The 12,157-nt window shown below is 51.0% G+C and carries 14 protein-coding genes; 8 read left to right on the forward strand and 6 right to left on the reverse strand.

Annotated features, from left to right (window positions below):
- Positions 1–200: 200 nt before the first annotated feature.
- Together RF679_RS00535 and RF679_RS00540 are read left to right on the forward strand one after the other, a co-directional pair.
- Positions 201–635, forward strand: a complete 435-nt coding sequence (locus RF679_RS00535; protein WP_309482272.1) for an ExbD/TolR family protein — start codon at positions 201–203, stop codon at positions 633–635.
- A 208-nt stretch (positions 636–843) separates the two neighbouring features.
- On the forward strand, positions 844–1,491 hold the full coding sequence (locus RF679_RS00540; RefSeq protein ID WP_309482273.1) for a glutathione S-transferase: 648 nt from the start codon (positions 844–846) through the stop codon (positions 1,489–1,491).
- A gap of 183 nt (positions 1,492–1,674) precedes the next feature.
- Here the strand turns inward: RF679_RS00540 and RF679_RS00545 are convergent, their stop codons facing one another.
- Genes RF679_RS00545 through RF679_RS00560 form a run of 4 tightly spaced genes read right to left on the reverse strand, consistent with a single transcriptional unit; the run spans position 1,675 to position 4,852 of the window.
- Entirely contained in the window at positions 1,675–2,460 is a 786-nt protein-coding gene (locus RF679_RS00545) for a copper homeostasis protein CutC (protein WP_309482274.1), read from the reverse strand.
- Positions 2,461–2,481: 21 nt separating this feature from the next.
- Complete coding sequence (locus tag RF679_RS00550; protein WP_309482275.1) at positions 2,482–2,775, reverse strand: hypothetical protein; 294 nt, start codon at positions 2,773–2,775, stop codon at positions 2,482–2,484.
- A gap of 7 nt (positions 2,776–2,782) precedes the next feature.
- Entirely contained in the window at positions 2,783–3,790 is a 1,008-nt protein-coding gene (locus tag RF679_RS00555; protein ID WP_309482276.1) for a N(4)-(beta-N-acetylglucosaminyl)-L-asparaginase, read from the reverse strand.
- 9 nt (positions 3,791–3,799) lie between these two features.
- Complete coding sequence (locus RF679_RS00560) at positions 3,800–4,852, reverse strand: glucokinase (protein WP_309482277.1); 1,053 nt, start codon at positions 4,850–4,852, stop codon at positions 3,800–3,802.
- Between the two features lie 292 nt (positions 4,853–5,144).
- On the opposite strand from RF679_RS00560, the gene RF679_RS00565 reads away from it, so the two are divergent.
- The 5 genes from RF679_RS00565 (at position 5,145) to RF679_RS00585 (ending at position 7,919) form a co-directional block, all read left to right on the forward strand.
- A complete protein-coding gene (locus RF679_RS00565; RefSeq protein ID WP_309482278.1) occupies positions 5,145–5,411 on the forward strand; it encodes a hypothetical protein in 267 nt (88 codons plus the stop codon).
- Positions 5,412–5,459: 48 nt separating this feature from the next.
- On the forward strand, positions 5,460–5,885 hold the full coding sequence (locus RF679_RS00570) for an MAPEG family protein (protein ID WP_309482279.1): 426 nt from the start codon (positions 5,460–5,462) through the stop codon (positions 5,883–5,885).
- 27 nt (positions 5,886–5,912) lie between these two features.
- Positions 5,913–6,482, forward strand: coding sequence for an RBBP9/YdeN family alpha/beta hydrolase (locus RF679_RS00575; RefSeq protein ID WP_309482280.1), 570 nt, complete (start codon positions 5,913–5,915; stop codon positions 6,480–6,482).
- A gap of 93 nt (positions 6,483–6,575) precedes the next feature.
- Positions 6,576–7,037, forward strand: coding sequence for a TFIIB-type zinc ribbon-containing protein (locus RF679_RS00580; protein WP_309482281.1), 462 nt, complete (start codon positions 6,576–6,578; stop codon positions 7,035–7,037).
- 114 nt (positions 7,038–7,151) lie between these two features.
- A complete protein-coding gene (locus RF679_RS00585; protein ID WP_309482282.1) occupies positions 7,152–7,919 on the forward strand; it encodes a tRNA-uridine aminocarboxypropyltransferase in 768 nt (255 codons plus the stop codon).
- An 11-nt stretch (positions 7,920–7,930) separates the two neighbouring features.
- Here the strand turns inward: RF679_RS00585 and RF679_RS00590 are convergent, their stop codons facing one another.
- Positions 7,931–9,415, reverse strand: coding sequence for an aminopeptidase P N-terminal domain-containing protein (locus RF679_RS00590; protein ID WP_309482283.1), 1,485 nt, complete (start codon positions 9,413–9,415; stop codon positions 7,931–7,933).
- A gap of 345 nt (positions 9,416–9,760) precedes the next feature.
- Between RF679_RS00590 and RF679_RS00595 the strand changes: the two genes are divergently transcribed.
- On the forward strand, positions 9,761–11,047 hold the full coding sequence (locus tag RF679_RS00595; RefSeq protein ID WP_309482284.1) for a tetratricopeptide repeat protein: 1,287 nt from the start codon (positions 9,761–9,763) through the stop codon (positions 11,045–11,047).
- 92 nt (positions 11,048–11,139) lie between these two features.
- Here the strand turns inward: RF679_RS00595 and RF679_RS00600 are convergent, their stop codons facing one another.
- The gene (locus RF679_RS00600; RefSeq protein ID WP_309482285.1) at positions 11,140–12,114 is read right to left on the reverse strand and encodes an AEC family transporter; all 975 of its coding nucleotides are present in this window, start codon (positions 12,112–12,114) and stop codon (positions 11,140–11,142) included.
- Positions 12,115–12,157: the final 43 nt, after the last annotated feature.

Consider the following 12,157-nt stretch of genomic DNA (forward strand, 5'->3'; position numbering starts at 1 on the left):
TTTTTAAATAGACTCTTTTTGTTTGTTGTAGCTTGTTCCACGACCTTGATGACAGCGTGGGCGCTGCCTTCGCTCGAGTTCTCTCGCTCTTTGATTGCATTTGTTCTTTGTTTTTTCGGGCAGTGCTAGCATCAATTTTGGTTTGCTTGCTGTCCCTATTTTGTTCGAGATATTTTTATTGATGTGCAAAGGAGCTCACCATGGATACGCAAACATTGTCACCACAAGCCCAAGCTAGCAATAGCTCCGCTGAACCGATGATGGAAATGAATATGACGCCGATGATTGATGTCATGTTGGTGTTGATCATCATGTTTATCACTACCCTGCCCATCGCGCAGAATGCCGTGAATTTAGCCATGCCCGGCGACGGTTGCAAAGGCGATTGTCCGAAACCTGAAGTGGTCAGAATTGATGTCGACTTCGACGGTACGGTGATGTGGAATGGGCAGGTGTTAGAGCGCACCCAACTCGAGGCCAAACTCGATGGTATCAAGAGTTTAGCCAAGCAACCCGAAGTGCAACTCTATCCGCATCGCTTGACTTCGTATAAAAATGTCGCAGCGGTCTTGGCCGCGGCACAAAGTCGGGGCGTGACGAGTTTAGGGATTATTGGTAACGAGCAGTATTTGTAAGAACAACGGACGACCTCCATGGTTTGATTCGCTTGCCGAGCGCCATAGTGCACTCGGCAAATGCTTGCTGTTGTTGCTTCAAATGCAAATAAAAGAGAGCGCCTCTGAAGAAAAAATCCATGCGTGCTATGATCAGCGCCTGTCTTAATTCGAACCAAGTGTCTCGAACATAGTGAAGGTGGTAACGTCGCATTAAGAATGCGTTACCGTGATCAAGATTTTTTCTGAGGACAATATGCCGCAATTAAAAGTAACCTATTTTGACGTACACGGTGGTCGTGCCGAGCCAATTCGTTTGGCCTTGGCTGTGGGTGGTATTGATTTTGAAGACCATCGTTTTGCTTATCCTGAATTTGCGGAAGTACGCAAGACCACGCCGTTCGGACAAGTGCCGACTTTGACGGTCGATGGTGTGCAAGTCACACAATGCGATGCGCAATTGCGCTATGCCGGTAAGTTGGCGGGTTTGTATCCGAATGACGCTTTCCAAGCTTTGTTGTGCGATGAAGTGATGTTCGTGGTGGAAGAAGCGAGCATGCGCATGGGCCCCACTTATCGTATGACAGGCGAAGAACAGAAAGCGGCACGCTTGGCTTTGGTCAATGGTTCAATTCCTGTTTATTTGCGCTGGTTAGAGCAACAATTGAAAGCCCATGGTGGTGAGTACTTCGCGGACAATCGCTTGACCGTGGCAGATCTGAAAGTCTTCGTTGATATTCGTGGTTTGAATTCGGGTCGTTTGGACCATGTGCCAACGGATTTGGTCGAACAAGTCGCGCCAGCATTGAATGCGCACATGAAGCGTGTGGCAGAACATCCAGCGGTGGCCGCGTACTACGCGAAGTTCGCTAAATAAACGCGAATACAGGCATGTAAGAGCATATAAGGCAGATCAGGGCAGAGCATGTTCTGCTTAAGAAGTGAACAAGGGGCGCATCGAGTTTGATGCGCCTTTTTTTTGGCTCATGTTGACCAAGCGTGACAAAGAGATAAGACCTCTGCACAAGCCGCTACGCGACTGTATTCTAAGTCGACGGTATTAAGCTGTACTAGCATCGCTAGCGCGCACCGCTGCTACAAAAGCACGCACCAATTCTAGATCGCTTTGCCAATATTCTGGAGCAAGACCCGCTATCGTGCGCAGGGGCGATGACTGCATGGGCATTATGGATGCCGTGGAGTCGCTTGCCCGATTGGATTGTAGCAAGCGTCTGCACGAGGCATGTACAGCGGCGACCTGGGTGTCTTTAATCAGCTCCGCGACATTGCTCGGCGTAAGTCCAGCGCCCGCCATGATATGGATGTGCGGGTAGTCCTGTACCCATTTCCGTAAATTTTCTTTGCCTTGCGGCGCACTGTCGGCTGCGCCTGAGCTCAGCAAGGTTTGAATCCCCAGCTCCGTTAATATAGGCCAATTCTCATCGTGCTTCGTAATGCAATCGAAAGCGCGATGAAAGACCAGATGCATATCACCCGCGACTTCGCGCATTGCCAGACAAAAATCACGATCGATATTGCCGTAGCGGTCTAAAGCTCCAATCACCACACCATCACAAGCGAGTTGCCGACAAATGCTGATATCGCGCAGCATGATCTCACGCTCTTCCTCGCTATACACAAAGTCGCCAATGCGAGGCCGTATCAACACGTGAAGTGGGATGTTGAGTTTGTCGCGGCATAAGGAAATCGTCCCGAACGAAGGCGTTACGCCGCCCCCCTCTAAAAATTCACAAAGCTCGACACGATCCGCACCACCTTCCTGCGCGGCGATCGCGGAGCGCACTGAATTCGCGGCGATTTCGATGATGGTGCGGCGTGGGTTCATGGTGGTAAAGCCTTCACTTAACTATGAATTTGGGGTTTGCACGAAGCTCCAATTCATTGCCTCGATACGCAAAACATCGCCCGATTGCAGCACGATTTCAAAAATCTGCGGCGCCGCTATGCGAGTCTCCAAAATCGATATGGAAGGTCCCCAACTTTCATGTCTTGGAAGTTCGATGTGCTTGAATTTGTCGAAAATAAGATCGTGAGAAATCTGGCTTGCCGGTAATACACGAAACGCGCATTGACAGATATTCCAGTCGACACGAACTTCTAACAGACTCGCGTCATGAAGTGGAAGATCTTCAAACAGCATGATCTCGTTATCCTTTGGCATAAACCGAAGCCGAATCTAGCAGGCGTTCATCTTTATCGTGATCACACACGGCATACACAAAACCATGGTGCAAAGCATAAGCGCCGGTTTCGCCGTGTTTGTTGATGGCCAATAGGCATACTTGCAGATTCTTACTAGCTTCTTCGCGTTTTTGCACGATGCGCTCTAAGGCGGCTAAGCAGGCTTCGCTCGGTGACTTCCCTTGTCGCATCATCTCTACCGCCAAGAAGCTGGCAGCATTGCGTATCATTTCTTCGCCGACGCCAGAAGCGGTCGCTGCACCGACTTGGTTATCGACATATAAGCCCGCGCCAATGATGGGGCTGTCGCCGACGCGACCGCGTAATTTCCAGGCCATGCCGCTGGTAGTGCAAGCGCCCGCTAAGCGGCCTTGGCTATCGATCGCCAACATGCCTAAGGTGTCGTGGTTGCTCTTATCGCCCGGAATCGCTTTCGATAAACGCTCCACATTCATTTGCGGTTGATACTTGCTTTCTTTTTTCCACTCCTGCCAGGCTTTCTTGGCCGTGGGTGTCAATAAACGACGTTTTTGAAATCCTTGTTCAACCGCGAATTGCTGTGCACCGGCTCCGACCAACATGACGTGCGGTGTTTTCTCCATGACCCGCCGCGCCACCGAAATCGGATGCAAAATGTCTTCCAGTGCGGCGACCGAGCCACAGCGACCATCGCCATCCATGATGCTGGCGTCCAAGCTCAAATGACCATCGCGATCAGGATTACCACAGCGACCCACCGTGGCATTGCATAAATCGCTCTCAGCCCAACGCGCACCTTGCTCGACGGCGTCTAAGGCCGAGCCGCCATTGCGCAAGACTTGCCATGCCGCTTGGTTGGCGCCGACTCCAAAATCCCAGGTCGAGACCACGCGGGCTTGTTGATTGGTTTTGGCATGCACTGCAAAGCTGGCGGGAAGGAGTAATCCTGCGCCAGTAAGCGAAGTCGTCTTGAGCCAATCGCGTCGAGAAATCATGAAAGGTCCTTAAAGTGTGCGAAGAAATTGTTCGCGATAATATTGTGCGGCACCGAGCAAAGCTAATTGACCATGATCCAGCACATCAACTTGTACCTGCTCCATCACAGAACGCATCACGCCTTTGGCCAGCACGCGTTCTTGCAAACGACTTTGACGCAAATAGTCAACGATTTGTGAAGGAATGCCGCCCGCCAGTAAAGCACGTTGGCAACCAAAATTGATGCAAAGGTCGGCCATGACACTACCGAGGATGCCGCAGAACATGTCGAGTGCAGCGACCGCGCATGAGTTTCGTTGATTGGCGTGATCTTGCATTGCGCGGTTGGTGACATCGGCCGGAGAGCTCAGTGAAGGCATCGTTTGTTCCAATGTACAAATGGCGCGATACAGATTCATCAAGCCTGGTCCAGATAAAACGCGTTCGACATCAAGGTGCGCAAATTCTTGGCGCAAGAGCGCGGCGACAGCAAACTCGCGATCCGTTACGGGTGCCCATGTCGCATGTCCTGCTTCACTGGCAATCACCGTCGATGCTTGTTCGTGAAGACCGGGGCACCACAAGGCAGCGCCAAGGCCAGTGCCGGGCCCCATCACCAAAACGGCTTCCTTGCCTAGCGGCCGTGGCCCGGAGGCAGGCATGCACAGGTTCTGCAAATCGGATTCGTTTAAGGTCGGGATGGCATGGGCCAAAGCGACGAAATCATTGAGTAAATGAACTTGATTACTGTGTTTACTCTGAGCCTGTGTAAAGTGCTGGGCAATTTCGGCGCGACGCACTGGCCATGGCATATTCGCTTGTGCCGCCACATCACCATCAATAATCGGTGCAGCGACCGCCATCACCATCGCAGTTTTTGCAGCAGCAACGGCTTCAGGATGCAGCGTTTGATAATGCGCGATCACCTCAGGGAAAGTAGGAAAGTCGTGGCAAAGGAGTTTTTCTACGCTATGGATGTGGATATTTTCAGAGGCAATGTTTGCCAAAGCAAAACGTGCATGAGTGCCGCCGATGTCGGCTACCAAAATCGTAGCAGCGCATGTAGGGATTGGATTAGACATAGTGAGAACCGAGTGAAGCGCGAGCGAATTCGAATCGGGTAGTGTGATGTTTCAATGGATTAAACCACCACAGCAGGAATGCGCCCTAGTCTAACGTATTTTAAGGCTAAGAATGGCGGAGTGTGACATAGAGCTTCCACTGTTCGCATGTTTAGTGTTGCTTCAACTAAACAAGTTTGCTTAGGTGATCTGCATGGCAAATAATTCCTAGGAGAAGAAGCTTGCAGCGAAAGTGTGCTTGAGAGCTTGTAGGCTTGTACAATAGAATTTTTGTACCAATCATCGACACATTATGCTCAAGCTTGTTAACGACATCGCTAGCTATGCCGCCTTAATGTTTATCTTTGCCTTGATCGCTGAGCAAAGACTGTCCCGCATGCCGGATCTAAAGGAACGAGTGATGCGTCGTTACCTCTATGCTTGGGGCGTGGCAGCGGTGGGGATTGCCTTGATGTTCATCAGCATAGGCGCGAATCAACTCCATCTACTGATCGCGGCTGTTGTCTCTGGCCTGGCCTCTTGGGCCGTAGCGCAGTGGGTGGAAAAGCGCCCCAAGTAAGCACAGATGAACAATCGTAGGACCACCCAACAACACGGTCGTTGAAACATGAACCCAGCCCTTAATCATCAGTTGATTTTCCCCATGACGGCGCACTTGGTGTTCTGTGTGCTTTTGTATGCTGCTCTGACCTTGGCACGCTTGCCTGCGGTATGGGGCGTAGGACGTGACGCCGATGGTAATAATCCATGGGCCACATACGAGAAGCGCATTAGCGCCAATTTGAGTAATCAATTTGAATGGCCGATGTTCTTCCACCTCGCGGCTGTGATTTTTCTAACGCGCACCGACGTGTTTGCGCACTATGCTGTGGTTGCCGCGTGGATGTTTATAGTCGGTCGCGTATTGCATAGTGCGATCCAAATCGGCACTACGAATGTGCGTTTGCGCGGCTTGGTGTTTATGTTGAATTTTGTAGCGGTGTTGGTGATGTGGGGAGAACTGCTGATGCAGTTTTCAGCCATCAAAACTTAGTTGACGAATCTTCGTGAGTGACAAAGTATGAATCAATCCTTCAACCCATTTCGAATCGTGATTTTGCCTGGTCTTGGTAACTCGGGTTCCCGACATTGGCAAACCCACTGGCAAACGCATTGGGGTCAAGCGCATCCAAGTTGGCGACGGGTAGAGCATCAAGAGTGGATCACACCAAAAGCCGAAGATTGGATCGCGAATTTGCAGCAAGCTCTAGATGAAAGTACGATGCCGACGATTTTGGTAGCGCACTCCCTCGCTTGCGTCTTAACCGCGCGCTGGGCCTTGCAACACAGCGGCCCCGTCGCCGGCGCGTTCTTGGTGGCACCGAGCGATGTTGATGCTCCGGGTTTTCCGGAAGGAACCAGCGGCTTTAAACCGATGCCGATGAATCGTTTACCTTTCCCTTCGATGTTGGTGGCGAGCACCAACGACTTTTACGCCAGCGAAGAACGCAGCCGCGCTTTTGCCGAGGCGTGGGGGTCTGAATTGGTCGTGCTCGGTGCGCGCGATCATATCGGCGAGGCGGCCAATTTGGGAATGTGGCCAGAGGGGATGGCTTTGTTGGAGCGCTTTGCGGCTGGTTTGACTAAGTGAATCAGTAAGCTCTAAACATGATGTGTTCACGTGGTGATGGAGCATCGATTACTGTCGTTAAACACATTTTGCAGTTTCAAAGAAGGATAAAACATGCAGTGTCCGATTGATCAAACGCCATTGAGTTTGCGAACGGTAGAAGGAAAGTCGTTGCATTTGTGTACGCAATGCAATGGACATTTCCTGACGGCCGACGCGATCGCTGAATTGCGGGCTAATGCTGCAATCCAAATTCATTTGCATGAAAAGCAGTCCTTTCGTGTGTCGCGGCGCGACGGCTTGAGTTTACTTAGTCCCTGTCATGCGGTGTCTATGCACACGCTGTTTTTCCGGGGAGTTGAAATTGATGTATGCCCCCAGTGCTATGCGGTGTGGCTTGATTCCGATGAACTTCAGAGAGTTCTACAACAGGTGAAATTTTCGAAAGTGGAAGATTTATCTGGTGTTGCCGCTACGAAGCCGGAGTTTGAGACGAGTGTGGCTAAGGGAGACGGACTTGACGTCATAGAAGTGATTGCTGATCTGGTTGAGGCCGTTGCGTCGTTCGTAGATTAAACTGTTAGGGGTTCTTCATGAAGCGTTCCCTGGGAGGCACCTCATTGCGGTAGTCTGTGGCGAAATCTGAGTTAAGATGTCGTTCGTCAGTATGCAAGCATCAGTTTCTTTTTTATGCCGACCACGCCTCCACCCCACGCCCACGCCGTCTCCCGCTTACGCAGCCTCCGCCTGCAACGCAGCACCCGTCCTTTCATGGCACGAGGCGGACCGCATGGTGAACGCTGTGCTGGCTGTCGTCTGTTACCGACCTACTGCATTTGCGCCTTGCGGCCGATTGTGCCGACCCGTGCAGCGATATGTTTGTTGATGTCCGATACCGAACCGCTCAAACCAAGTAACACGGGCTGGTTGATCGCTGATGTGATTCCCGATACTTTCGCGTTTGCTTGGGCAAGGACCGAAGTTGACCCTGCTTTGCTGAGCTTGTTAGCGGACCCGCAATGGCAGCCTTACGTGGTCTTTCCCGGTGAATTTGTCGACCCAGTACGGGTGGTCGATCGCTTGCAAGAAACCGAGATGGTCGAGGTCGACTCGGTGCGCATCGCCAAGCGCCCTTTATTTATTTTGCTCGATGCGACCTGGTCTGAAGCGCGCAAGATTTTTAAGAAGAGCCCCTATTTACTGCCATTTCCAGTGTTGAGCTTACAGCCGGAGCAAATCTCGAATTATCAATTGCGTCGCTCGCGTCGTGATGATCATTTCTGCACCGCTGAGGTGGCAGCTTTGTGTATGGAATTAGCGCAAGAAAGGCAGGCGGCAGAGACGCTCGATGCCTATTTGGCGCTTTACACCGAACATTATCTGAGAGCGAAATTACAGCAGAAGTTGGATCTGGAAGATGCGCTGCATCAGCGCATATATGCTTTGATGCAGCGCTAGTTTTGATTAACTTACTTCGCCATGGCAGCTTCAATCGCCTCCACGGTGCGCGGCAATTTCCCACTCATATTGCGATTGCCGTCCTTCGTCACTAACAAGACATCTTCGATGCGCACACCAATGCCGCGCCATTTTTCATCAATATCGTTGGCATCTTTAGGAATGTAAATGCCGGGTTCTACCGTCAACACCATACCCGCTTGCAGTGGGCGTTGGCCGCCGCGCTTACCCGCTTCCATGAAATAGTCACCCGCATCATGGACATCGAGACCTAACCAGTGGCTGATGCCATGCATGGTGAAGCGGTTGTAGGCGCCGCTCTTGTACAGCGTGTCTTTGTCGCCTTTCAAAATACCAAGATCAACCAAGCCATCACTCATGATGCGCATGGCGGCATCGAAACCTTCGTGATGCAAGTGGCCTTCTTTGACTAATGCGATGGCCGCGTTTTGCGCTTTCAAGACCAATTCATAAATCGCTTTTTGCTCTTTAGAGAATTTACCAGTGACTGGCCAAGTACGCGTGACGTCTGCCGTGTAATAGCCGACCTCAGCACCCGCATCGAGTAACATCACGCCATTTTTTTCGATGGCGGCGTCATTGGTGACGTAGTGCAGTGTGCAGCTATTGCCACCCGCGCCGGCGATGGTGTCGTAGCCAGTGAAGCGAGCACCGAGGCCGCGCACCGTGCCTTGAAAGGCGGCGGCCACTTCGCCCTCGTTACTGGCGTGTTTGCTGGCGCGCATGGCGGCTAAGTGTCCAGCGGCGGTCGCATCGACCGCACGTTGCAGCATATCGATTTCCACGTCTTGTTTGATCACGCGCATTTCAGCAATCATGTGGCGACCATCAATCAGCGTTTTCTTAAAGTTGCTATGGTTGTTGTCGCTGCCGAATGGGTAAATCAGATCGAGCGCTTTACGACGAAAGTCTTCATCGAAATTGGAAACCAAAACGATGCGTTGGGCGTTTTGAATTTTGCTTTTCAAAGTTTGCTCAGCGGCGGGGAAAGAGTCCGCTTTATCGGCGCCGTTCTTGATTGCGCCTTCAACGCCGAGGCGGGCTCCGTCGTAACGCTCCCGTCGAGCATCGCGAGCACGTACTAACAAGGTGTAAGGTTTGTCGCTATCGGCTTCGAGGATCGCCACTGACTCAGCTTCCTCAATCCCGGTCATGTAATAAAAATCGGAGTCTTGGCGGTACATGTGAAAGCTATCGCCATTGCGATGTTGTTCCGGCATGGACTTGATGATGGCAATGGTGCCTGGTCCCATTTTCTTCAATTCCGCCAGCAGACGAGCACGATTGCCAGCAAAAAAACTGGCGGGCAAGCGCACGCCGTGATGACTACTGTCGGCTTTGTTGGCGTTCGCTTGGGCAGGCATGGATGCGGCGCTTGAGTTCGCCACTGAGTGCGCCATAGCGTCCGCAATACAAAACGGGCTGGATAAGCTAAAAAGCAAAACAGGAATGCAGACAAAGCGCGAAGCTGACATGAGTGTCTCCAGAAAAAAGCGGTTTGGGCGGTTTGAATTATTGAGAACGATGTGTCTGACCACGATTGTGGACTAGAGTTTCCGTGTTCGACAAGAGACCTTAGGTTTTTTTCAAGGAGTTGTGGCGCGGGATTTGGTGTCGATTCGGCTTGGATGGGGATGGAAAGTTTGTGAAAAACCAACATCAGCTGTCATACTTGCAAGCGATTTGATACAGGGGTGTTGAGAGTTTGGCTCCGTCGCCTGTCGCTTCGGGTGATTGTGATGGTCTGATCGAATTTGCGACTGCAAGATCCGAACTCTCTGCGCTTTACTTTGACCTCTTTTGCATGAATTGAAAAACACATGAAACATCTACTGCTTGTACTAGGTCTCTGGTTCGCCTTGGCGACCAACGGAATGGCCCAGACTTCGTCCGATGACCGTGCCCGTGAATTGGTGTACGGGAATGAGAAGGCATTTAGTTTAATCAAGGAGGGCGACGTCTTGCAGTCCCAAGAAAAGCTCAATGAGGCTTTAGCGAAATATCGGGCAGCGAGTGAGGCCGATCCCAAGGCGTCGGGCCCTTGGTCGAGCATGGCGAGTATTTTCTTTTCAGCCGCGAAGTCAGCCAAACCCGAGCAGGTTGAGACTTATCGGGCGCAAGCAAAGGGCTTGGCACAGAAGGCTTTGCAGTTGTATTCCGGTGATCCGATGGCCATGGAAGTTTTACGGCAGTTAGATACCCCAATGACGCAAGTGAGTTTGACGGAGAATCAAGAAGCGGCGCGTTTGTTTAATCAAGCCGAAAATTTCTTTCAACAGCACGACTTCAAGAACGCCTTGAGCAAATACGAAGCTGCGTTCGCTGCCGATCCACAATTTGCACGTGCAGTTTTGTATGCGGGCGATTGCTATTTTCAATTAGGCGATTTTGAGAAAGCAGAAAAATTGTATCGACAAGCTTTGGATCTCGAACCGCGCAATTTCCAAGGCTGGCGTTTCTTAGCGCATGCGCAAATGAAGTTGACGCGTCCTTTGGAAATGGTGAAGTTATCCTTGATTAAGTCTTTGGAAATTCAACCGAATTACATGCCAGCTTGGGATTGGTATGAGCTGGTGCATGATATTGAAGGTACAAAGCTGACTAAGATTAATGTCACTCGCATGGCTCAAGTGAAGCCGCAAAAGAAGGATAAAGAAACGACGTATTCGATTGAACTAGTGCAGCAAGAAGGGAAGGATGCTAAAGGCACTAAAGGTACTAAAAGCACGAAAGACGCGACAGATGCTAAAGATGCGGATTCAGCCACCTGGTTAGCGTATGCACTCTTGAAGGTTAATAATCTGAGTGGCGGCAAAGATCCAATAACCGGCTTAGTGAGAGCCGAGCCGCTGACGCCTTTCAAAACCGAGGTCGAAGCATGGCGTTTTGCTTTGGGCAACGTAAAATTAAGAGACCAGGTGAAAAGTCCGCTCCTGAAAACCTTACTCAAGGCGGAAGCTGACCAACAGCTTGAAACAGCGATCTTCTTATTCCTCTATGAGGAGGCTTTCCGTAGTGAATTCGAAGCGTGGAAAAAACAAAATCCCCTAGCGCTGCAGCGTTTCGTTGAACACTATTTGGTACGTCCTAGTTTCACCGATCATTGAGTGGGGTTTGCATGGCTGAAGCGTAAGGCGCTTCAGCTAATTCCGTTCTAAAGCCCATGATAGCGCTGCATTTTGAATTGCTTCGGTCGTGATCACGAAGCAGCGAAGCGGCCTAACACCATCAACCACAGTGGTGCCATCACAGCGAAACCAACCGTCGACATCACAATCGCGGCACTCGTTTCTGCTTCAAGGGTTTGATAGCGTTGCGAGAACATCAGCGTGTTACTGCCACAAGGCAGTGCGGCACCGAGCGTGACCACGGCCAGTTGTACGCCTTCAAGATGTAGCAAGTAATGGGCGCTTAAAAATACGAGTAAAGGCATGCCTATCATTTTGCCAGCGCTGATCATCAGCGCCGGTTTCACCGAGCCCTTGACCCCATGATGGGCGAGCGAGAGACCGATCAACAGCAGACATAAGGGCACGGTCCCTGAACCCATCAACTGTAAAGTTTCGTCTAACGGTTGCGGCAAATGAAGTCCCGTCAGATTGAAGGCAAAGCCCGACATCACGGGCAAAATAATGGGGTGGATGATGATGTTGCGGAGCGTCTGCTGCAAAGTTTTCGATAAGCTTTGTTGATCGGCATGATGCTGTTGTCGCGCGATATCCAGCTCAATCAATAAGGTGCCGGTGCCCATCAACAAAATCGCATGCAAGCTAATAATTGCCACGTGCAAGGACAACCCAGTATCGCCAAACAGCGATGCAATCAGTGGTAAGCCAACTTGAACATTATTGCCGAAGCTTAAACTCAAAGCGCGAACTGCGGGAATTTCTGCGGCACTGTTTGGTTTGGCGATTATTTTCTGTAGACCATAATTCAACAGTAACCACAACATCACCGGAATAAAAAAAGCGGCCAGGGTTTGCCATGGCAGATGATGGGCATCGATTTTCGCAGTGGCGCGAAACAGGAGAGCGGGTGCAAGTAAATAAAAGGCAACGGCTGAGATCACCCGTACCGGTTCTGGGCCGCGTAACATGGACGTGCGTCCCGCCCACCAGCCGATTGCTACAATCAAGATTAAAACGAGGAGTTTAAGGAAAACGGCGGCGGACATGGCGTTGCGGTGACGGCGAAAGCCTTATGATGCCACAGTTCTG

Source organism: Undibacterium cyanobacteriorum (assembly GCF_031326225.1).
Classification (GTDB): domain Bacteria; phylum Pseudomonadota; class Gammaproteobacteria; order Burkholderiales; family Burkholderiaceae_D; genus Undibacterium; species Undibacterium cyanobacteriorum.